The 19943-nt window shown below is 68.3% G+C and carries 20 protein-coding genes and 1 tRNA gene; 9 read left to right on the top strand and 12 right to left on the bottom strand.

Features of this window, described 5'->3' with window-relative positions:
- Positions 1-247: 247 nt before the first annotated feature.
- The 4 genes from argF to KNW02_RS14890 all read right to left on the bottom strand — a co-directional run bounded on the left by argF (position 248) and on the right by KNW02_RS14890 (position 3892).
- Entirely contained in the window at positions 248-1174 is a 927-nt protein-coding gene (argF, locus tag KNW02_RS14905; protein WP_216034077.1) for an ornithine carbamoyltransferase, read from the bottom strand.
- Between the two features lie 119 nt (positions 1175-1293).
- A complete protein-coding gene (locus KNW02_RS14900; RefSeq protein WP_216034076.1) occupies positions 1294-1770 on the bottom strand; it encodes a GNAT family N-acetyltransferase in 477 nt (158 codons plus the stop codon).
- Complete coding sequence (locus tag KNW02_RS14895; protein ID WP_216034075.1) at positions 1763-2935, bottom strand: aspartate aminotransferase family protein; 1173 nt, start codon at positions 2933-2935, stop codon at positions 1763-1765. The genes KNW02_RS14900 and KNW02_RS14895 overlap by 8 nt, the downstream gene beginning before the upstream one ends.
- 141 nt (positions 2936-3076) lie before the next feature.
- Positions 3077-3892: an ABC transporter permease gene (locus KNW02_RS14890; RefSeq protein WP_252733921.1), complete on the bottom strand. Its 816-nt coding sequence runs from the start codon at positions 3890-3892 to the stop codon at positions 3077-3079.
- A gap of 117 nt (positions 3893-4009) precedes the next feature.
- Between KNW02_RS14890 and KNW02_RS14885 the strand changes: the two genes are divergently transcribed.
- The 3 genes from KNW02_RS14885 (at position 4010) to KNW02_RS14875 (ending at position 5310) form a co-directional block, all read left to right on the top strand.
- Positions 4010-4600, top strand: a complete 591-nt coding sequence (locus tag KNW02_RS14885; protein ID WP_216034074.1) for a GcrA family cell cycle regulator — start codon at positions 4010-4012, stop codon at positions 4598-4600.
- Between the two features lie 4 nt (positions 4601-4604).
- A complete protein-coding gene (locus KNW02_RS14880) occupies positions 4605-5021 on the top strand; it encodes an NUDIX hydrolase (protein ID WP_216034073.1) in 417 nt (138 codons plus the stop codon).
- Between the two features lie 103 nt (positions 5022-5124).
- Positions 5125-5310, top strand: coding sequence for a hypothetical protein (locus KNW02_RS14875; RefSeq protein WP_216034072.1), 186 nt, complete (start codon positions 5125-5127; stop codon positions 5308-5310).
- Between the two features lie 4 nt (positions 5311-5314).
- Here the strand turns inward: KNW02_RS14875 and nudC are convergent, their stop codons facing one another.
- Positions 5315-6277, bottom strand: a complete 963-nt coding sequence (gene nudC / locus KNW02_RS14870; protein WP_216034071.1) for an NAD(+) diphosphatase — start codon at positions 6275-6277, stop codon at positions 5315-5317.
- 120 nt (positions 6278-6397) lie between these two features.
- On the opposite strand from nudC, the gene KNW02_RS14865 reads away from it, so the two are divergent.
- From KNW02_RS14865 to KNW02_RS14845, 5 genes are all read left to right on the top strand, one after another.
- Positions 6398-6796, top strand: coding sequence for a MerR family transcriptional regulator (locus KNW02_RS14865; protein WP_216034070.1), 399 nt, complete (start codon positions 6398-6400; stop codon positions 6794-6796).
- Positions 6753-7133: a carboxymuconolactone decarboxylase family protein gene (locus tag KNW02_RS14860; RefSeq protein WP_252733920.1), complete on the top strand. Its 381-nt coding sequence runs from the start codon at positions 6753-6755 to the stop codon at positions 7131-7133. Before KNW02_RS14865 ends, KNW02_RS14860 begins: the two co-directional genes overlap by 44 nt.
- Positions 7134-7231: 98 nt before the next feature.
- Positions 7232-8941 carry a methionine--tRNA ligase gene (metG, locus tag KNW02_RS14855; RefSeq protein WP_216034068.1) on the top strand — a complete coding sequence of 570 codons (1710 nt, stop codon included), beginning with the start codon at positions 7232-7234 and terminating at the stop codon, positions 8939-8941.
- Between the two features lie 67 nt (positions 8942-9008).
- Positions 9009-9932 carry an arginase gene (rocF, locus tag KNW02_RS14850; RefSeq protein WP_216034067.1) on the top strand — a complete coding sequence of 308 codons (924 nt, stop codon included), beginning with the start codon at positions 9009-9011 and terminating at the stop codon, positions 9930-9932.
- A 70-nt stretch (positions 9933-10002) separates the two neighbouring features.
- Positions 10003-10088 (top strand) — tRNA-Leu (locus tag KNW02_RS14845).
- A gap of 37 nt (positions 10089-10125) precedes the next feature.
- Here KNW02_RS14845 and KNW02_RS14840 read toward each other — a convergent pair.
- From KNW02_RS14840 to ftsW, 4 genes are read right to left on the bottom strand one after another with little or no spacing between them, the layout of a single operon-like run.
- Complete coding sequence (locus tag KNW02_RS14840) at positions 10126-10383, bottom strand: DUF2484 family protein (RefSeq protein WP_216034066.1); 258 nt, start codon at positions 10381-10383, stop codon at positions 10126-10128.
- The gene (murC, locus tag KNW02_RS14835; protein ID WP_216034065.1) at positions 10380-11807 is read right to left on the bottom strand and encodes a UDP-N-acetylmuramate--L-alanine ligase; all 1428 of its coding nucleotides are present in this window, start codon (positions 11805-11807) and stop codon (positions 10380-10382) included. The genes KNW02_RS14840 and murC overlap by 4 nt, the downstream gene beginning before the upstream one ends.
- Positions 11804-12889, bottom strand: coding sequence for a UDP-N-acetylglucosamine--N-acetylmuramyl-(pentapeptide) pyrophosphoryl-undecaprenol N-acetylglucosamine transferase (locus KNW02_RS14830; RefSeq protein ID WP_216034064.1), 1086 nt, complete (start codon positions 12887-12889; stop codon positions 11804-11806). The genes murC and KNW02_RS14830 overlap by 4 nt, the downstream gene beginning before the upstream one ends.
- The gene (gene ftsW, locus KNW02_RS14825; RefSeq protein WP_216034063.1) at positions 12889-14052 is read right to left on the bottom strand and encodes a putative lipid II flippase FtsW; all 1164 of its coding nucleotides are present in this window, start codon (positions 14050-14052) and stop codon (positions 12889-12891) included. Before ftsW ends, KNW02_RS14830 begins: the two co-directional genes overlap by 1 nt.
- 308 nt (positions 14053-14360) lie before the next feature.
- Here ftsW and KNW02_RS14820 point away from each other — a divergent pair, with 308 nt between their 5' ends.
- The gene (locus KNW02_RS14820; protein ID WP_216034062.1) at positions 14361-14759 is read left to right on the top strand and encodes a DoxX family protein; all 399 of its coding nucleotides are present in this window, start codon (positions 14361-14363) and stop codon (positions 14757-14759) included.
- A 45-nt stretch (positions 14760-14804) separates the two neighbouring features.
- Here the strand turns inward: KNW02_RS14820 and KNW02_RS14815 are convergent, their stop codons facing one another.
- The 3 genes from KNW02_RS14815 to KNW02_RS14805 all read right to left on the bottom strand — a co-directional run bounded on the left by KNW02_RS14815 (position 14805) and on the right by KNW02_RS14805 (position 19239).
- Positions 14805-15668 (bottom strand): urea carboxylase-associated family protein, encoded by an 864-nt coding sequence (locus KNW02_RS14815; RefSeq protein ID WP_216034061.1) that lies wholly within the window; start codon positions 15666-15668, stop codon positions 14805-14807.
- A gap of 61 nt (positions 15669-15729) precedes the next feature.
- A complete protein-coding gene (locus KNW02_RS14810) occupies positions 15730-16473 on the bottom strand; it encodes a cytochrome c biogenesis CcdA family protein (RefSeq protein WP_216034060.1) in 744 nt (247 codons plus the stop codon).
- Between the two features lie 120 nt (positions 16474-16593).
- On the bottom strand, positions 16594-19239 hold the full coding sequence (locus KNW02_RS14805; protein ID WP_216034059.1) for an Rne/Rng family ribonuclease: 2646 nt from the start codon (positions 19237-19239) through the stop codon (positions 16594-16596).
- Between the last annotated feature and the right edge of the window lie 704 nt (positions 19240-19943).

Below are 19943 nucleotides of genomic sequence, written 5' to 3'. Positions count from 1 at the left end.
TCCACATCCGCATTGCCCTCATGAACCGCTTCAACGCTCTCGGCCAAGCGGAGATCGAACGCGTCGCCTAAGATCGCGGGGGAAAGGCGCAAGCTCGGCTCAAACCGGCGTTCTGCAACAACGCCGATCTGCTGCATAAACGTCTGTCTTTTCGCGTTTTTTGTCCGTCGATGCATGGCTTTCCGGAGAAATGCGGCCTGTCGATACGGAAACCATGCCGTGGTGCCAGGCCGGCCCGGCTGCGGGATCAGAGTCCGAGGCACCAGCGCATGACGGCCTTCTGCGCGTGCAGGCGGTTCTCGGCCTCGTCCCAGATCACCGAATGCGGGCCATCCATGACCGCACTGGTGACCTCGTCCTCGCGATGGGCGGGCAGGCAGTGCATGAACAGCGCATCGGGCCGTGCATGCGCCATCAGCGCCTCGTTCACCTGATAGCCGCGCAGCTGGTTGTGGCGCCGCTCCTTGGCCGATTGCGGATCGTGCATGCTGACCCAGGTATCGGCGAAGACCAGATCGGCGCCGGCGACGGCTTTGGCCGGGTCGCGCTCGATGGTGACGCCGACGCCCTGGGCGCGGGCGAAATCCAGCGCCTCGGCCTCGGGGTCGAGCGGCGGCGGGCCGGTGAAGGTGAAGTCGAAGCCGAACTGTCCGGCGGCGTGGATGACGCTGGCGCAGACATTGTTGCCGTCGCCGACCCAGACGACCTTGCGCCCGGCGATCGGGCCGCGATGTTCCTCGAAGGTCATCACATCGGCCATGATCTGGCAGGGATGGGTGCGGTTGGTCAGCCCGTTGATGACCGGCACGCTGGCATATTCCGCCATCTCCTGCAGCGTCGCCTCTTCGAAGGTGCGGATCATGATCAGGTCGACATAGCGGCTGAGAACCCGTGCGGTGTCGGCGATGGTCTCGCCATGGCCGAGCTGCATTTCCGATCCCGACAGCACCATGGTCTGACCGCCCATCTGCCGCACGCCCACGTCGAAGCTGACCCGGGTCCGGGTCGAGGGTTTCTCGAAGATCAGCGCGACCATGCGGCCGGCCAGCGGCAGGTCGTCGTCGGGCGTGCCCTTGGGGCGGCGGTTGCGGGCGGATTTCATCGCCAGCGCCTGGTCGATGATGGTCCTGAGGTCGTCCTTTGCCGTCGTGTGGATATCGAGGAAATTCTTCATCGCTCTGTCTTTCGGCTTTCGGGCCAGCAAGCCCGCTTGTGGCGGCCGGGTCAAGGGGGCGCTGCCCCCGTCGCGCCTGCGGCGCGCCTCCCCCGGGATATTTTCGTGAAGAAGAAGCCCTATCGTCGGCGCGTCATGATGCGAACGGTCCGGCCGGCGCCGTCGCGGCCGAGCGCCGTGCCGGCAAAGCCTGCCTTTTCATAGGCGCGGATGGCACGGGTATTCGCCGGGTCGGGGTCGATCGCCAGAACCGGCACCCGGGCCAGCAGCAGATCGCCCAGCGCGCGCAGCCAGGCGCCGCCCTGTCCCCAGCCCTGCGGGCCGGAGAAGACGTCGATGGCGATGGTTTCGGGCGGCAGATGCGCAAGATGCGGCGCCGGCCAGCGATGCGCGGGGTAATATTGCCCGTAGCCGAGCGGCGCCCGGTCCAGCGTGGCGATCACCTGATGCAGGCCGGGTTCGGCCCCCTCCTCGCGGATGAGCGCGATCTGCCGGTCGGGCCCGCCCCACCAGTGCGCCACCCCGGGCTGGCGGAGCCAGTCCGCCAGCATCGGCAGGTCGGCCCCGGTGACCGGTCTGAAGCCGTAATCAGCCATCGAGGCGCGCGGCGGCGCGGTCCAGCCTTTCGACCGCCTCGGCAATCTCGGCGTCGCCGATGTTCAGCGGCGGCAGCAGGCGCAGCGTATTGTCGGCCGCCGGCACGGTCAGGATCGCCTCGGCATAGCCCGCCTTGACCAGATCGGCGGGCGCGGCCCGGCATTTCAGGCCCAGCATCAGCCCCTGCCCGCGCACGGATTCGAAGACCTGCGGATGGGCGGCCACGAGCCCCTCAAGCTTTTGCCGGAACAGGGCCGCCTTGCGGTTCACCTCGGCCAGGAAAGCCTCGCCGGCGACGATCTCCATCACCTTGGCCCCGACCGCGCAGGCCAGCGGGTTGCCGCCATAGGTCGAGCCATGCGTGCCGGCGACCATGCCGGCCGCCGCCGCCTCGGTGGCAAGCACCGCGCCCAGGGGGAAGCCGCCGCCGATGCCCTTGGCGACCATCATGATGTCGGGGCTGACGCCCGCATATTCATGCGCGAAGAGCCGCCCCGTGCGGCCCATGCCGCATTGCACCTCGTCCAGCACCAGCAATGCGCCGGTCTGGTCGCAGAGCGCGCGGATCTGGCGCAGATCCGCGTCGGCCAGCGGGCGGATGCCGCCCTCGCCCTGCACCGGCTCGATCATCACCGCGGCGGTCCGGTCGCTGATCGCCTCGTTCAGTGCCGCCATGTCGCCCCAGGGCAGTTGCCTGAAGCCGGGCATCAGCGGGCCGAAGCCGCCGACCATCTTTTCGGAGCCGGCGGCGGCGATGGCGCCGGTCGAGCGGCCGTGGAAGGCGCCTTCGAAGGTCAGGATCTCGTAGCGTTCGGGCTGGCCGGCGTGATCCCAGTACTTGCGCACCATCTTGATCGCCAGTTCCGCGGCCTCGGTGCCGGAATTGGTGAAGAAGACGGTGTCGGCGAAGGTCCGGTCGACCAGAAGATCGGCCAGCCTCTCCTGCTGAGGGATCTGGTAGAGATTCGAGACATGCCAGATCCGGCCGGCCTGGTCGGTCAGCGCGGCGACCAGATCGGGATTGGCATGGCCTAGGACGTTGACCGCGATGCCGGCGCCCAGATCGAGGTATCGGGTGCCGTCCGTGGCGATGGCCCAGGCGCCCTCGCCCCGTTCGAAGGCGATGGCGGCACGGTTATAGGTCGGCAGAACATGCGAAATCATGGCGGATTCCCCGAATGGCAGGACAGATTGTAAAGGCAGGCAGGATCGGACGGTGACGTGGCGTCAACGTCGGGGACGGGCGACTGAGGCGGTCCATGCGATCATGGTTCCGCCCATAGCGCGGTTTCGGCGCCTACGCAATCACGCTTTCATCCGGTAGCCCGATTTCAGCCAGCGCCAGGCCAGGTACAGGACCGCCAGCACCACCGCCAGGCTGACCGCGAGGCCGCGCCAGACCGGGGCGTCGCTGACGCCGGTGACGCCGTAGCGTGCGCCGTCGATCAGGTAGAAGATCGGGTTCCAGTGCGACAGGCTGCGGAACGGCTGCGGCAGGGACTGGACCGAGTAGAAGGTGCCGGACAGGAACGACAGCGGCATGATGATGAAATTGTTGATCGCCGACATCTGGTCGAACTTCTCGGCCAGGATACCGGCGAGGATGCCAAGGCCGCCCAGCATCAGGATCGCCAGCAGCACGAAGCAGACGGCCCAGGCCGGATGGGCCACGCCCGCCCCGGTGACCGCCAGCATGCCCGTGCCGATCACCAGCGCCACCAGCCCGGCGCGCACCACCGAGCCGGTCATGTAGCCGGCCAGCATTTCGCCCGCCGACAGCGGCGGCATCAATGTGTCGACGATATTGCCCTGCACCTTGGCCGAGGTGATCGAGCTGGAGGTATTGGCGAAGGCGTTCTGGATCACCGTCATCATCATGATTCCCGGCCCGAGGAAAACCAGATAGGGCAGTCCCATCACCTCGCCCCGGCCCTCGCCCAAAGCCAGCGCGAAGACCAGCACGAACAGCCCCGCCGTCATCAGCGGCGCGAAGATGGTCTGCTGCCAGACCGCCATGAAGCGCATCACCTCGCGCCGGGCCAGTGTCCGCAGGCCCAGCCAGTTGACCCGGCCAAAGCGGCGCACGCCCATCTGCTGGCTGCTGATCTTCGCGCGATCCATGGCTTGCGGTCCTTGAATTCCTGTGTCCCGGGGGCTAAATCTCGGCATCCCGTTTCTGACGGGAGCAATCGCAGGTTTCAAGATGGCGGCGGGCCGGACCCGCCCGGAAAGGCGGCCATGTCCTGGACGGACGAACGTGTCGAGACGCTGAAGCGCATGTGGGGCGAGGGCCAGTCGGCCAGCGCCATCGCCAAGGAACTGGGCGGCGTCACCCGCAACGCAGTGATCGGCAAGGTGCATCGTCTGGGCCTGTCGAACCGCAATGACGAGGCCGAGGCCGCACCGGCGGCCGCGGACCCGGCGGTGGAGAAGAAGATCGAGAAGAAGCCTAGCCCCGAGGCCCGTCCGGAACCTGCCGCGGCCCGTCCCGAACCGGCCGCGGCCCAGCCGCAGCCGGCGGCGCAGCCCAGCTTTACCCCGGCGACGCGGCGCCCGATCGTGCCGGCCGGCCAGCCCCTGCCGCCGCAGCCCTCGGCCAACGAGATCAGCCCCGAGGCGCTGGCCTCGGTCCGCGAGATCGAGAAGAAGGCCCGCAGGCTGACGCTGATGGAACTGACCGAGCGGACCTGCAAATGGCCGATCGGCGACCCGGCGACCGAGAAGTTCTGGTTCTGCGGCCTGCCCAGCCAGCCCGGCAAGCCCTATTGCGAGGCCCATGTCGGCGTCGCCTTCCAGCCGATGAGCTCGCGCCGCGACCGCCGGCGCTGACCCCGTGACGCATTTCCCCCGCCTCGCCGCGCTGGCCGTGACGCTGCGCGGGGACCGGGTGCTGCTCGCGCGGCGGCGCAACCCGCCCGATGCCGGGCTGTGGGGCTTTCCCGGCGGCCATGTCGATCCGGGCGAAACCGCGCTTGCCGCCGCCGTGCGCGAGTTGCGCGAGGAAACCGGCGTGATCGCCACCCCGCGCGGATATCTGGACAATATCGACCTGATCCTGCGCGATGCCACGGGCGCGCTGGAATATCACTTCCTGTTGGCCGCCGTGCTTTGCGACTATGTCGCGGGCGAGCCGGTCGCCGGGGATGACGCCACCGAGGCGGCGTGGTGGCCCGCCACGGAGGTGCTGAACGGCGCCCTGCCGCTGTCGGCCCATGTCGGCGATGTGCTGCGCCGGGCGCTGGCGCCGTGACCGCCTGACACGGCCCGGCGGGTCACGCGGCGGTTGCCGCGACCGGGGCGGCGGTGCTTAGATGCCCCGGCACAGACCGCCAGCCGAGAAGGAGGCCCCATGCATGCGATGGTGCTGGAACGGATCGGTGCCCCGCTGGTCTGGCTCGGTCTGGGCAGCGGGATCGGATCAGGCCCCGAAGATCGGCCTCCGGACCGAGACCACCGCCTATCCGCTGGCCGAGGCCAATCGCGCGCTGGACGATCTGCGCCATGGCCGGTTCGAGGGCGCGGCCGTTCTGCGGCCCTGAGGGATCAGATCCCGGAGACGGTGCCTTCGACCCAGGCCCGCAGGATCACCTGCGCCACCGCGCCCTTGCGGGCGGGCGCGATGCGGTCGTGCCGTCCCGCCAGCGCCTCGGCCATCTCGGCCTTGCTGACCCAGATCGCGTCCTCCAGTTCGGTCGGGTCCATCATGATCCGGTGCGTCTCGGCCCGGGCCGCGCAGCCGATCATCAGCGAGGCCGGAAAGGGCCAGGGCTGCGAGGTGACATAGTGGACCGCGCCGACCGTGATCCCGGCCTCTTCCAGCACCTCGCGGCGCACTGCCTCCTCGATGGTCTCGCCCGGCTCCATGAAGCCGGCCAGCAGCGAATACATCCGCTCGGGCCAGTTCGATTGCCGGCCCAGCAGGACGTTCTCGCCATCCAGCACCAGCATGATGACCACCGGATCGGTGCGCGGGAAATGCTGCCGCCCGCAGGCCCGGCAATCGAACCGCCAGCCGGCATGGCTGACCACGTTCGGCCCGCCGCAATTGGCGCAGAAGCGATGCGTCAGCCGCCATTCGAAGATGCCCTTGGCCGCCGCCGCGATGCCCGCGTCGCGGTGATCGATCTCGCCCATGATGGCACGCAGTTCGATGAATTTCCGCGTCTCGGACAGATCGAGGGTGCGCTTGTCCACGAATTCCGCCGGCGCCTCGTCGGGCGGCGCGATGGACGAGACATCGGCGGCGAAATGCGCCAGCCCGGCATCGTCCAGCCCCATGAAGACCACCGGTTCGGGGCAGTCCCGGACCAGCGCCTCGCCCGCCGACAGCCAGGCGAGGCGCGGCCCCGCCTCGGTCAGGTCGAACAGCGGCTTGCCCCGCCAGAAGGGCGAGACGCGGCTGGCCGGGTCGGCCAGCCGGCGCGCGACCTCGGCCGCATCCGCCCGCAGCCGGTCGGCGCGATCCAGAAAGCTGCCTGCGAAGGTCACGTCCGATTCGGGAATCATGTCGCAAAGCTGCCCCGCCCCCGCCCCGCAGGCAAGCCCCGCATCTGGCCGCGCGGGCCGGCTTGACTTAGACTGCGCTCGAACCCCTAGCCTGCCCCGCGTCTGATCGGAAAGGACGCCATGAAGATCGCCCAGCTTGCCCGCCGCAGTGGCCTGACACCGCACACGATCCGCTATTACGAGCGGATCGGCCTGATGCCGGTGGCGGATCGCGACGGGGCCGGGCATCGCGACTATGGCCCCGAGGCGCTGCGCTGGATCACCTTCATCGGTCATATGAAATCGGCCGGGATGCCGATCGCCGAGATGCTGCGCTATGCGCGGCTGCGCCGGCAGGGGCCGGCCACCGGCCCCGCACGCGCCGCCATGCTGCGCGCGCGCCGGGCGATGGTCCAGCAGCAGATCGCGGCGCTTCGGGCCACCCTTTCCGTTCTGGACGACAAGATCGCCGGATATGACATGGAAAGGGCGGAACATGACGAACGAAACACGGCTTCAGCGCGGGCATCGGCAACTTGACCGGATCGACGGCGCGGGCGGACAGGCGGTGATCGCGGCGCTGGCCGATATCGCCCCGGATTTCGCCACCTATCTGCTGGAGTTCCCGTTCGGCGACATCTATTCGCGCGACGGCCTCGGCCTGCGGGAACGCGAGATCGCCACCATCGCCGCGCTGGCCGCGATGGGCCATGCGCAGCCGCAGCTGAAGGTGCATATCCGGGCCGGGCTGAATGTCGGGCTGACCCGGGACGAGATCGTCGAGGTGCTGATGCAGATGGCGGTCTATGCCGGCTTTCCGGCCGCCCTGAACGGTCTTTTCGCCGCCCGCGAGGTCTTTGCCGAGGCCCCGGCCTGAATCGTGGCGGGCGCCCGGCACGGATCCCGGGCGCCCCCACTTTCCTTTGCCCCGCATCATCGCTAGAGAAAGCGGCGACTGGAAAGGACGCACCCCGCATGGCACGCCATCTCATCACCTCAGCCCTGCCCTATATCAACGGCATCAAGCATCTGGGCAATCTCGTCGGCTCGCAACTGCCGGCCGATCTCTATGCCCGCTATCTGCGCGCCCGCGGCCATGAGGTGATGTTCATCTGCGCCACCGACGAACACGGCACCCCGGCCGAGCTGGCGGCCGCCAAGACCGGCGAGACAGTGGCCGATTACTGCGCCCGGATGCATGGCGAACAGGCCGCGCTGGCGCGCGGCTTTGGCCTGTCCTTCGACCATTTCGGACGCTCGTCCAGCCTCCGCAACCGCACCCTGACCCAGCATTTCGCGGGCCGGCTGGCGGAGCGCGGCTATATCCGCGAGGTGTCGGAAAAGCAGGTCTATTCCAAGGCCGATGGCCGCTTCCTGCCCGACCGCTATATCGAGGGCACCTGCCCGAACTGCGGCTATGACCGCGCCCGCGGCGACCAGTGCGAGAACTGCACCAAGCTTCTGGACCCGACCGACCTGATCAACCCGCGCAGCGCGATTTCGGGCAGCACCGATCTGGAGGTGCGCGAGACCAAGCACCTGTATCTGCGCCAGTCGGCGCTGAAGGACCAGATCGCGCAATGGATCGACAGCAAGACCGACTGGCCGATCCTGACCACCTCGATCGCGCGGAAATGGCTGAATGACGGCGACGGGTTGCAGGATCGCGGCATCACCCGCGACGTGGACTGGGGCGTGCCGGTCAAGCGCGGCGATCAGGACTGGCCGGGGATGGAGGGCAAGGTCTTCTATGTCTGGTTCGACGCGCCCATCGAATATATCGGCGCCACCGCCGAATGGGCCGATGCGAATGGCGGCGACTGGGAAGGCTGGTGGCGCACCGACAAGGGCGCGGACGACGCCACCTATACCCAGTTCATGGGCAAGGATAACGTGCCCTTCCACACGCTCAGCTTCCCGGCCACGATCATCGGCTCGGGCGAGCCATGGAAGCTGGTCGATTACATCAAGTCCTTCAACTACCTGACCTATGACGGCGGGCAGTTTTCGACCAGCCAGGGCCGCGGCGTCTTCATGGATCACGCGCTGGAGATCCTGCCGGCGGATTACTGGCGCTGGTGGCTTCTGTCGCACGCGCCCGAATCCGGCGACAGCGAGTTCACATGGGAGAATTTCCAGCAGTCGGTGAACAAGGATCTGGCCGATGTGCTGGGCAATTTCGTCAGCCGGATCACCAAGTTCTGCCGCTCGAAATTCGGCGAGGCAGTGCCCGAGGGCGGCGGATACGGCCCCGAGGAACAGCAGCTGATCGCGGCGCTGGATGCTCGCATCCGCGCCTATGAGGGCTTCATGGCCGCGATGGAGGTGCGCAAGTCCGCGGCCGAGCTGCGCGCGATCTGGGTTCTGGGCAACGAATACCTGCAAGCGGCGGCGCCCTGGTCCAGCTTCAAAACCGACCCGCAGCGGGCGGCGATGCAGGTCCGTCTGGGCCTGAACCTGATCCGGCTCTATGCGGTCCTGTCGGCGCCCTTCATCCCCTTCGCGGCCGACGCGATGCTGGCGGCGATGCAGACCGAAAACCGCGACTGGCCCGGCGACGTGGCCGAGGCACTGGCCGCCCTGCCCGCGGGTCACGCCTTCACCGTGCCCGAGGTGCTGTTCGCCAAGATCACCGACGATCAGCGCGCGGACTGGGAAGACCGCTTCAAGGGTGTCCGTACCTGACGCCCGCTGTGGACTTCCGTGCCGGTCCGGTCTTACCTCGGGGGGCGAACCGGCACAGGAGAACCAGATGACCCATTGCATCCTTATCGGCGCCCCCGTCGACGAGGGCCAGCGCCGCCCCGGCTGCCTGATGGGGCCGGCCGCCTTCCGCACCGCCGGGCTGGCCGCCACGCTGACCCGGCTTGGCCATACGGTCGAGGATCGCGGCGACGTGGTGCCGGCGGCGCCGGGCGGCGAGACCTGCGCCAATCCGGCCGTCCATCACCTGCCCGAGGTCATCGCCTGGACCAATGCCCTGCGCGAGGCCATGGCCGCCGCCCTGCCGGGCGGGATGCCGATCGTGATGGGCGGCGATCACTCGCTGGCGCTTGGCACGGTGGCGGGCGTCGCCGCCCATGCCGCCGCCGCCGGGCGGCCGCAATTCGTCATCTGGCTGGACGCGCATAGCGATTTTCACACCGTTGACAGCACGACCTCGGGCAATCTGCACGGCACGCCCATGGCCTATGCATGCGGCCTGCCCGGTTTCGATCCCTTCCCGCCCTTCCCGGCCCCGATTCCGGGCGAGAATATCTGCATGTTCGGCATCCGCAGCGTCGATGCCGCCGAACACGCGGCGATGCAGCCGACCGAGATCACCGTCAACGACATGCGGGTGCTGGACGAGCAGGGCATCGTCGCGCCCCTGCGCACGTTCCTCGACCGGGTGCGGGCCACGGGCGGCCTTCTGCATGTCAGCCTCGACGTGGATTTCCTCGACCCGTCCATCGCGCCGGCGGTCGGCACCACGGTTCCCGGCGGCACCACCTTCCGCGAGGCGCATCTGGTGATGGAACTGCTGCACGAATCGGGCCTTGTCACCTCGCTGGATCTGGTCGAGCTGAACCCCTTCCTTGACGAGCGTGGCCGCACCGCAAGGCTGATGGTCGATCTGGTCGGCAGCCTGATGGGCCGCAAGGTCTTCGACCGCCCGACCCGAAGCTATGGCTGAGAGGGGCGGCCCCGCCATCGCGCCGGCGCTTGCCAAGGCCCGGTCTGTTGGATAGCCACGAGCATCTGCCGCGGGCGTGGTGGAATGGTAGACACATGGCACTTAAAATGCCTGGGCCGAAAGGCCGTGCCGGTTCGAGTCCGGCCGCCCGTACCACAGACCCGGCACAGGTGACCGGAACAGCGGTCTGACCCTATTCCAGCGGCGGCAGCATCCGGTCGCGATGCGGGCGGAAGGGCGGCCAGAACAGGATGGCGAGGCCCAGGGCGAAGGCCGCGACGCCGACCCCCGGCCCCCATTGCAGCGTCAGCCAGCCCAGCACCGGCACGCCGAGGAACACCATCACCCAGAAGGCGTGAAAGCGGTATCGTTCGGCCCAGAAGGGCACCAGGCAGGCCAGCAGGGCCCACAGCGCCGCGATGGCGCAGGATGAAACCAGGATCGGGGTCACGCGGCCTTTCCCTGCAGTCGCGCGGGCAGCGCATTGGCCCAGGTGGAAATCGTGCCGGCGCCGAGGCAGACGACCATGTCGCCGGGCCGCGCCTGTTCGCGGACCAGCCGTTCAAGGTCTTCCTCGCTGAGGATCGCGCGGGCGTGGCGGTGGCCATGGGCGATCAGCCCCGCCACCAGATCGTCGCGGCTGGCGCCGGGGATCGGATCCTCACCCGCCGCATAGACCTCGGCGATGGCGACCACATCGGCCTCGTTGAAGCAGGTGCAGAACTCGTCGAACAGGTTCGACAGCCGCGAATAGCGGTGCGGCTGGTGGACGGCGATGACCCGGCCATCGGTCGCCTGACGCGCGGCCCTGAGGACGGCGGCGATCTCGACCGGATGGTGGCCGTAATCGTCGATGATCGTGACGCCGTTCACCTCGCCCACGCGGGTAAACCTGCGCCCGACGCCGCCGAACTTCGCCAGCGCGTCGCGGATCTCGGATTTCTTCAGCCCCAGATGGCGGGCGACAGCGACCGCGGCCAGCGCGTTCGAGACGTTGTGATCCCCCGGCATCGGCAGGGTGCAGCCCTCGATCAGCTCGACTTCGCCGGTCTCGGTCGGACCCTCGCCCTGCAGGGCAATGTCGAAATGCGCCACGCCGCGTTCATAGCGCAGGTTCATCGCTCGCACATCGGCCTGGGCGTTGAAGCCGAAGGTGACGACGCGGCGATCCCGCAGCCGGCCGACCAGCGCCTGCACCTCGGGATGATCGGTGCAGCAGACGGCGAGGCCGTAGAAGGGGATCGAGGAGGCGAAGCTGAGGAAGGCGTCGCGCAGCCGGTCGAAATCACCCCAATGCTCCATATGCTCGGGGTCGATATTGGTGATGATGGCGATGTCGGTCGGCAGGCGGTTGAAGCTGCCGTCGCTTTCGTCGGCCTCGACCACCATCCATTCGCCCTCGCCCGCCCGCGCATTGCTGCCATAGGCGTGGATGACGCCGCCATTGATGACGGTCGGGTCCAGATTGCCCGCATCCAGCAGCGTGGCGACCATGGTGGTGGTGGTTGTCTTGCCATGGGTGCCGGCGATGCAGATGTTCGACTTCATCCGCATCAGTTCGGCCAGCATCTCGGCCCGGCGCACGACCGGCAGGCCGCGACGGCGGGCCTCTTCCAGTTCCGGGTTGCCCTTCTTGATCGCGGTCGAGATGACGACGACGCCGGCCTCGCCGATATTCTCGGCCCGCTGGCCCTCGAAGACGGTGGCGCCCAGGCTTTCCAGCCGGTCGGTGATCTTCGACCGCTTCAGGTCGCTGCCCTGCACCTGATAGCCAAGGGTCAGCAGCACTTCGGCGATGCCCGACATGCCGATGCCGCCGATGCCGGTGAAATGGATCGGGCCCAGTTCATGAGGCAGTTTGGTGGCGGCATTCATCCGGTGATCTCCTTGACAATATCATATAGGCGCCGCGCCGCATCGGGCCGGCCAAGTTGCAAAGCGGCGGCTGCCATGGCCGAGGCACGCGCGGGGGTGCTGAGGATCGCGCGGATGTCGCCCGCCAGCGTCCCGGCGTCAAGCATTGATTCGGGACGCACGAGCCCAGCCCCCGCATCGGCAAGGGCTTGCGCATTGGCGCTCTGGTGATCGCCCGCGGCCACGGCATAGGGGATCAGGATCGCCGGGCGGCCGATCACGGTGATATCGGCGATGGACGAGGCGCCCGAGCGGCTGACGACCAGTTGCGCCCGGGCCAGCCGGTCGGGCACGTCGTCGAAGAAGGGCTGCACCTCGGCCGCGACACCCGCCGCGCGATAGGCCTCGGTCACGCGCGCGCCATCCTCGGCACGGGCCTGATGGCTGACATGCAGCCGGGCGCGCATCTCCTCGGGCAGGGTGGCGATGGCGGCGGGCACGACATCGGACAGCACCCGCGCGCCCTGGCTGCCACCGATCACCAGCAGGTGCAACTCACCGCTGCCCGGCGCGGCATAGGGGGCGGCCGCGCGATCCAGCACGGCGGCACGAACCGGATTGCCGGTATGGATGCCCTCGACGCCTGCGGGCAGCGAGGTCGGCCAGGTGCCGCAGGCGACGCGGCTGACCTGTGGCGCAAAGAGCCGGTTCACCCGGCCCATGACGCCATTCTGTTCGTGGATCATCCGCGGCAGGCCCAGCAGCCGCGCCGCCGTCAGCGCCGGAATGGTCGGATAGCCGCCGAAGCCGATCACCACCGACGGCCGGTCGCGCCGGAAATCGCCGCGCGCGGCCAGGATTCCGGCGGCGATCTTCAACGGTGCCGTCAGCTTGCCGCTCATCCCGCCGCGCGCGGTGGTGGCCGATCTGACGACCTGCCGCTGCACCGCCTCGGGGAAGCCGCCGGCATAGCGCGCGCCGCGATCGTCGGTGGACAGGGTCACCCGCCAGCCCTCGGACAGCAGCAGTTCGGCCAGGGCCTGCGCGGGAAACATGTGCCCGCCGGTGCCTCCAGCGGCGATCAGGGCCAGCTGCGCCGCCATCAGCGCCGCCGCCGCAGAAGTTCGGCCATCTCGCCCTGCGGCCGCGTCCGGGTCAGCGCCAGCAGCATCCCCAGAGCGATGCCCGAGGCGATCACCGACGACCCGCCATAGCTGACGAAGGGCAGCGTCATCCCTTTGGCCGGCAGCAGCCGCACCGCGACGCCCATGTTGATCAGCGCCTGCACGCCGAAGGCGGCGGCCAGCCCGGCGCCGGCGATGCGGGTGAAGGGATCGCGTTCCTTCAGCAGCCGCAGAAGCGAGCGCTGGACGATGGTGCAGTAAAGCAGGATGATCACCAGCACCATGATCAGCCCGTATTCCTCGGCCGCGACGGCGATGATGAAATCCGTATGGGCATCGGGCAGCGACCATTTCACCGTGCCCTCGCCGACGCCCACGCCGAAGAAGCTGCCCTCCTGAATGGCATTGGTGGCATAGCCGATCTGCGTGCGCGGATCGACATCCGGATTGAGAAAGCCGTTGATGCGGCGGGCGAAATGTTCAGAGGTGCCATAGGCGAAAAAGCCGCCGGCGATGGTCAGCCCGGTCACGCCCAGCAGCAGGATCATCGGCGCGCCGGCGATGAAATACATCACTCCCCAGGAAAACAGCACCAGCGAGGCCTGGCCGAAATCGGGCTGCAGCGCCAAAGCCAGCACCACCACCACTGCCGCGATGAAGCTGTAGAGCCGGCCCGGCGGCCCGCCGACCTCCATGCTGGCGGCCATGAACCATGCGCACAGCGCGACGAAGCCGGGCTTGAGGAACTCCGAGGGCTGCATCGACACGCCCGCGAAGCTGAGCCAGCGGACCGCGCCCTTGCCGAAATCCGTGCCGATCACCGGCAGCGCCATGACCAGCGCGAAGGAGACAAGAAACCCCAGCACCCCGATCCGCCTGATCTGGCGCGGCGACAGCATCGAGATCACCAGCATCACGCCGATGGCGAGGCCGCCGAACAGGGCCTGCCGCTGGACGTAGTAAAAGCGCGGCAGATGGTTCTTCTCGGCCAGCGGCACCGAGGCGGCCAGCCCCAGGAGCAGCCCGATGGCGAACAGCCCCAGCACGCAGAACAGCGACCACTTGTCCAGCGTGCGCCACCAGCGTGGAAGAATAGGATCACCCGCCCTCGCGGGCGTGGTGCCAAAGACCATCTCGGTCATGGGGATACCGCCGTCACTGCCTCTGCTCTGTCCGGTTTTCCGGATCTGCGGCCGAGAATAGCGCGGTTTCCGGCGTCGCGCTACTGCCGATTGCGCCCGATGCGCATTCGCCTGGCCCGCGCGGGCACGGGGCGTGCGCGGGACGGGCGCAATGTAACCTCTGCGTGTTCGCGCTTGCCAAGACCGGGCCCTTCGGGCTAGCCGGGCATCGTCGCCAAGCCATGCCACGCCGCCGATGGGTGGGCCGGCAAGCCAGATCGCGCCGCGCCCCGGCCTCGCATCACCCGAACCCAACAACGGAAGTGGAAATGATCAACCGTCTCAACGCCCTCGCGCCTCTGGTCCTCAGCCTTCTGCGTATTGTATCCGGCCTGATCTTTCTGGCCCACGGCACCCAGAAACTGCTGGGCTTTCCCGTCACCGACAGAACCACCGACGCCTTCTCGCTCGGCTGGTTCTCGGGCCTCATCGAGATCGTCGCCGGCACCCTGATCGCGATCGGTTTCCAGACCCGCGCCGCAGCCTTCCTGGCCTCGGGGACCATGGCCTTCGCCTATTGGCTGGCCCATGCCCCGCGCAGCCCCTATCCGGTCAACAACGGCGGCGACGCGGCGATCCTCTATTGCTTCGTCTTCCTCTATTTCGTCTTTGCCGGCGGCGGCTCGCTGAGCCTCGACGCCATCATCCGCGGCAAGGCGCGCGCCTGACCGCAAGCAAAACGCCCGCCCCGCATGTCGCCGGGGTGGGTGCGCCTAACCGCCGCCATGGCTCTGATCATAGCCGTTCGGCGGCGGCGGCGCCCAGCCGGCGGGCAGCGCCGCCGGACGGAACACCTCGACCAGCAGTGGAAAGCAGGCCGCCTTGTCCGAGGAATGTTCGCCCCCGCAATCGCCCCCCGGACAGGCCGACAACGCCCCCAGAAGGTCGATCTCGGCAAAGAATTCCAGATGATCGCCCGGCCGCACCGGGCTGGCCTTCATGAAATACTGCCCGGTTTCACGGGTAAAGCCCGTGCACATGAAGACGTTCAGCACGTCATGGACAAGGGGTTCCGCCTCGGCCAGCGTCAGGCCGCGCGCCCCGGCCAGCGCCCGTATCAGGTTGGAATGGCAGCAATGGTGATACTGGCCGCCCCGCGACAGCAAGTTGTGGGTATAGGGATCGCAGCGCGTGCCGATCACGTCATGGACGCTGGCGCCGAATTCGTCGAACCCGTACCAGTCCAGCGTGTCGTCGGTGATGGTGGCCATCGGCCGCAGGGTCGGGAACCCGGACCAGAGCCGGTCGCCGGTGGACAGATGCGTGCCATGCAGGGCGCGGGTCTTGCCGGAATAGAAACGCTCCGAAAGATCCGCCGACCACAGGTTCAGATCGCCGACCTGTGGCCCCTCGACACTGGTGATGCGGAAGAAATGGCCGGCCGGAACCTCGAAGCAGCGCGCCTCGCGCGGCGGCACGGCAAGGCTGGCGATGCGGGTCCAGCCGGCGCGGGCCTGACGCAGCGCGGCCAGATCCGGGCGCGGCAGGGTTTCGGGGGGATAGGCGATCACCGGGGCGGCGGCGCGGCGGGCGCCCGCATCGGCGGGGGCGGAATGTTCGGGCGATTCGGGTTTCATCGGCGGGGCCTCCTTCTGCGGGCATCCTGCCGCAACCGGCACCGCAGCACAGCCCCCGACCCTAGCCCAGCAGCGCCAGCCCGGGGAAGGTTTCCAGCAGCCAGTAGGCAAAGGCCGAGAAGGCGCCGGTCAGCAGCATGACCCCCACCACCACCAGCAGCAGGCCCATCACCCGCTCGATGGTGCCGAGATAGGGCTTGATGCGGTTCATCAGCCCGATGGCGCGGTTGATGAAGACCGCCGCCAGCAGGAAGGGGATCCCCAGCCCCAGCGCATAGACGGCCAGGAGCGCGGTCCCGCGCGAAATCTCGCCCCCGGTGGCGGCGAGCGACAGGATCATGCCAAGCTGCGGGCCGATGCAGGGGGTCCAGCCGAAGGCGAAGGCCAGACCCAGCACATAGGCGCCGAAGGCGCCGCCGCCCTCATGCCCGGCCTCGATCCGGGCCTCCTGGTCCAGAAAGGGGATGCGGATGACATGCAGGAAATGCAGGCCCATCACGATCACCATGACCCCGGCCAGCTTGGACAGCGCATCCTGATATTGCAGGAAGGCCCGCCCGAAGGCCGAGGCCGCAAGACCCATCAGCAGAAAGACGGTGGACAGGCCGAGGACGAAGAAGATCGCCGGCAGGATGGCGCTGCGCTCGCCCGATTTCAGGCCGTTCACGCCGACCCCGGTCATATAGGCCAGATAGGGCGGCACGATCGGCAGCACGCAGGGCGACAGGAAGGACAGCACCCCCGCCAGCATCGCCACGAGGGCGGCAGGCAGAAAGGCGGCGGTGGCAAGTTCGATTCCCAGCATGCCCGCGACTTTAGCCGCTGCCGGGCGCGGTGACAGGGGGCAATTCGTCACGCTTGCGTGGGCGGCTGCCCGAACAGGAACGGGGCGCGGCCCGGACCGCGCCCCGTTCGCAATCTTCGCTCAGCGGCCCAGCGACCACCAGCCGCGCCGCTTGGGCCGCGCCGGTTCGGCTGCCTCGGCCAGTTCCGGCTCGCGGCGGTCATCGGCGCTGTCCGCTTCGGCGACGGGCTCGGCAGGCACGGGCTCGGGTTCGGGCGCAACATCGACCGTCCCGGTCGCGGCGACCTCTTCGGCCAGGGCTTCGGTGGCCACCTCCGGCGCAGGATCTTCGGCAAGAGCCTCGGCTGCCTCCGGTTGCGCATCGACGGCGGGCTCGGCGGCGACCTCCTCGACCGGGGCGGGTTCCTCGGCCGCGACCGGGGCGGGCGCAGCCTCTGCCTCCGCGACGGGCTCGACCGGCGGGTAGCCCGCATTGACACCCGGCAGGGCCTCGGCCCGGGTCTCGTCCTGCCGCTCGTCCAGATCGACGACTTCGGGCAGGGCTGCGGCTTGTTCGCCCCTGCCGGCCCGGCTTCCGCCACGGCGGCGGCGCGTGCGGGACCGGGGGCCGCCGGACCCGTTCTCATCCGCGGCCTGCTCGGTCTCGCGGCCCTCGGCCGGCTCACCGGCTTCGGCCTCGTCGCCTGCGGCGTCGGAACCCGCTGCGGCCTCGTCATCCCCGGCACCGTCCTCGCCACGCTCGCCATTCCTGCGGCGACGACGGCGGCGGCGGCGCGACCGGCCGCCTTCGCCACCCTCATCCTCGGCGGCGGCGGCGCTGCGGGGCTCTTCCGCCTCGTCCTCCGGCTCTTCGACGATCTCTTCCTCGTCATCGATCCGGGCCATCAGATCGGCATCCACCGAAAGCGCGGCCTGCGTGACCTCGGGCACATAGCGGGTCGCGGTCTTGAACTTCTCCAGCGCGAAATCGGGCGAGATCAGCACCGGATCGGCCTCGACGCGGACCGACATGCCGTAACGCTGCTCGATCCCGACGATATGCTCGCGCTTGGCGTTGATCAGGAAATTGGCCACCGCGATCGGCGCCCGGACCAGAACCTCGCGGCTGCGCTTGCGGGTGCCCTCTTCCTCGATGGCGCGCAGGATGGTCAGCGCCAGGCTGTCATCGCTGCGGATCAGGCCGGTGCCGTGGCAATGGGCGCAGGGCTGGGTGGTCGATTCCAGCATGCCCGGACGCAGGCGCTGGCGGCTCATCTCCATCAGGCCGAAGCCCGAGATGCGGCCGACCTGAATCCGCGCCCGGTCGGATTTCAGCTTGTCCTTCAGGCGCTTCTCGACGGCGGCGTTGTTCTTGCGCTCTTCCATGTCGATGAAATCGATCACGATCAGCCCGGCCAGGTCGCGCAGGCGCAACTGGCGGGCGACCTCCTCGGCGGCTTCGAGATTGGTCTTCAGCGCCGTTTCCTCGATCGAGCCCTCCTTGGTGGCCCGGCCCGAGTTCACGTCGATGGCAACCAGCGCCTCGGTCACGCCGATGACGATATACCCGCCCGAACGAAGCTGCACGACCGGGTTGAACATCCCCGAGAGGTAGCTTTCCACCTGAAACCGGGCGAAAAGTGGCATCTGGTCGGTGTAATGCCGCACATTCTTGGCATGGGACGGCATGATCATCTTCATGAAGTCCTTGGCCACGCGATAGCCGCGCTCGCCCTCGACCAGCACCTCGTCGATCTCCTTGGAATAGAGATCGCGGATCGTGCGCTTGATCAGGTCGCCTTCCTCATAGATCGGCGCCGGGGCGATCGACTTGAAGGTCAGGTCGCGGATCTGCTCCCACAGCCGCAGCAGATATTCGTAATCGCGCTTGATCTCGGTCCGGGTGCGCTGGCTGCCGGCGGTGCGGATGATCAGCCCCGCGCCCTTCGGCACGTCCAGCTCGCCCGCGATATCCTTCAGCTTCTTGCGGTCGGCGGCATTGGTGATCTTGCGGCTGATGCCGCCGCCGCGCGCGGTGTTCGGCATCAGCACGCAATAGCGGCCGGCCAGCGACAGATAGGTGGTCAGCGCCGCCCCCTTGTTGCCGCGCTCCTCCTTGACCACCTGGACCAGCATGATCTGCCGGACCTTGATGACCTCCTGGATCTTGTAGCGGCGCGGGCGCGACTTCTTCGGCGGACGGATCTCCTCGGTCACGTCCTCATCGGCGACCGACTCGATGCTGTCATCGGCCTCGGCGGCATCGGCCACTGCGCCCGTTTCGGCCTCGTCGTCGCTGGCCTCAGCCCCGGAATCGGTATCGGCCGGCGCTTCGGCGCCCGCCACGGCCGCGGCTTCGGCCCCCTCGTCCGCCGAGGCCGAAACCGCGGCATCGCCGGTCACGACCTCATCGGCATCGACCGTCTTTTCGGCCTGCGCGGCCCTGCCGCCGCGGCGCCTGCGGCCACGGGCGGCCTCCTCGGCCTCCTGGGCCTCGGCCTCGGCGCGTTCCTCGGCCAGCAGCGCCTCGCGGTCGGCGGCCGGGATCTGGTAGTAATCGGGGTGAATCTCGGCGAAGGCCAGGAAGCCGTGGCGATTGCCGCCGTAATCCACGAAGGCCGCCTGCAGCGAGGGCTCGACCCGCGTCACCTTGGCCAGATAGATGTTTCCGGACAGCTGCCGCTTGTTTACGGTCTCGAAATCAAATTCTTCGACCTTGGTTCCATCCACCACGACCACCCGAGTCTCCTCGGAATGGGTGGCGTCGATCAGCATTTTTTTTGCCATTTTTAAGTCTTTCGCGCAGTCCCCCGCCGGGTGGGGCCGATGACCCCGTCTGACGATGCCTGCTGGATGATGAGGACCCGAAGGCCGCGCGGAATACGGTGAGCGGTCCGGCGCGGCATGTTGCCCGCCCTTCCCGTTCCTGTCCGTCCGTTGCGCGCGCCATCGCGTCTGTTCCTTGTGAAGACCCGACGACCATCAGGCCGGCCGGGCCGCTGTCTTATGTCACCCCGGTCGCGAAGGGTCGCGCCTCGGGGCGGGTTTTCCGCGTGACCCCTGTCCGCCTGCCTGAATGACAGGAACCAGAGGAGCCGCGCTGCGAAACTTTGAGCGCGCCGCAACCCGAAGTTGAGGCCGCATCGCGCATACCTGCAACATAGAGGTGGAACAGGGGGAAATTCAATGCCCAAAACGGCATGGACCCGGATCACCCGATCGAAGGGCCCGGGGCCAGGCGGCGGCCCGCAGGCCGCAGGCGGGTGTCCCGCGGGCTGCCGCGCAACCGGCAACAGGGCCGGACCGGCCGCCCCGCAAGGCGTGAAATCACGCGCAACAATGGGCAGGAACAAGGCATCCGGTCCACCGCATATCCCCTCCATAACACGCTGAAGGCAAAGGTTTTGTGACCCCCGCCCGGCGCGCATCGAAGGCCTTCACGCAGCCTTAACGCTTCTTTCACGCGGCTGTCGCAACATCGACCTATCACT

This window comes from Paracoccus marinaquae, from assembly GCF_018860165.1.
Classification (GTDB): Bacteria; Pseudomonadota; Alphaproteobacteria; order Rhodobacterales; family Rhodobacteraceae; genus Paracoccus; species Paracoccus marinaquae.
Note: the sequence above shows the minus strand (reverse complement) of the source record. Positions and strands in the feature narration are given on the sequence as shown.

What these genes read in the sequence shown, in the direction of transcription:
- murC (WP_216034065.1), bottom strand. Translation starts at nt 11,807, where the DNA reads ATGAATGCCGCCACCAAACTGCCTCATGAACTGGGCCCGATCCATTTC.
- KNW02_RS14865 (WP_216034070.1), top strand. Translation starts at nt 6,398, where the DNA reads ATGAAGATCGCCCAGCTTGCCCGCCGCAGTGGCCTGACACCGCACACG.
- metG (WP_216034068.1), top strand. Translation starts at nt 7,232, where the DNA reads ATGGCACGCCATCTCATCACCTCAGCCCTGCCCTATATCAACGGCATC.
- KNW02_RS14860 (WP_252733920.1), top strand. Translation starts at nt 6,753, where the DNA reads ATGACGAACGAAACACGGCTTCAGCGCGGGCATCGGCAACTTGACCGG.
- KNW02_RS14815 (WP_216034061.1), bottom strand. Translation starts at nt 15,668, where the DNA reads ATGAAACCCGAATCGCCCGAACATTCCGCCCCCGCCGATGCGGGCGCC.
- KNW02_RS14820 (WP_216034062.1), top strand. Translation starts at nt 14,361, where the DNA reads ATGATCAACCGTCTCAACGCCCTCGCGCCTCTGGTCCTCAGCCTTCTG.
- KNW02_RS14900 (WP_216034076.1), bottom strand. Translation starts at nt 1,770, where the DNA reads ATGGCTGATTACGGCTTCAGACCGGTCACCGGGGCCGACCTGCCGATG.
- KNW02_RS14890 (WP_252733921.1), bottom strand. Translation starts at nt 3,892, where the DNA reads ATGGATCGCGCGAAGATCAGCAGCCAGCAGATGGGCGTGCGCCGCTTT.
- KNW02_RS14810 (WP_216034060.1), bottom strand. Translation starts at nt 16,473, where the DNA reads ATGCTGGGAATCGAACTTGCCACCGCCGCCTTTCTGCCTGCCGCCCTC.
- KNW02_RS14885 (WP_216034074.1), top strand. Translation starts at nt 4,010, where the DNA reads ATGTCCTGGACGGACGAACGTGTCGAGACGCTGAAGCGCATGTGGGGC.
- KNW02_RS14805 (WP_216034059.1), bottom strand. Translation starts at nt 19,239, where the DNA reads ATGGCAAAAAAAATGCTGATCGACGCCACCCATTCCGAGGAGACTCGG.
- ftsW (WP_216034063.1), bottom strand. Translation starts at nt 14,052, where the DNA reads ATGACCGAGATGGTCTTTGGCACCACGCCCGCGAGGGCGGGTGATCCT.
- KNW02_RS14875 (WP_216034072.1), top strand. Translation starts at nt 5,125, where the DNA reads ATGCGATGGTGCTGGAACGGATCGGTGCCCCGCTGGTCTGGCTCGGTC.
- KNW02_RS14895 (WP_216034075.1), bottom strand. Translation starts at nt 2,935, where the DNA reads ATGATTTCGCATGTTCTGCCGACCTATAACCGTGCCGCCATCGCCTTC.
- nudC (WP_216034071.1), bottom strand. Translation starts at nt 6,277, where the DNA reads ATGATTCCCGAATCGGACGTGACCTTCGCAGGCAGCTTTCTGGATCGC.
- KNW02_RS14830 (WP_216034064.1), bottom strand. Translation starts at nt 12,889, where the DNA reads ATGGCGGCGCAGCTGGCCCTGATCGCCGCTGGAGGCACCGGCGGGCAC.
- argF (WP_216034077.1), bottom strand. Translation starts at nt 1,174, where the DNA reads ATGAAGAATTTCCTCGATATCCACACGACGGCAAAGGACGACCTCAGG.
- rocF (WP_216034067.1), top strand. Translation starts at nt 9,009, where the DNA reads ATGACCCATTGCATCCTTATCGGCGCCCCCGTCGACGAGGGCCAGCGC.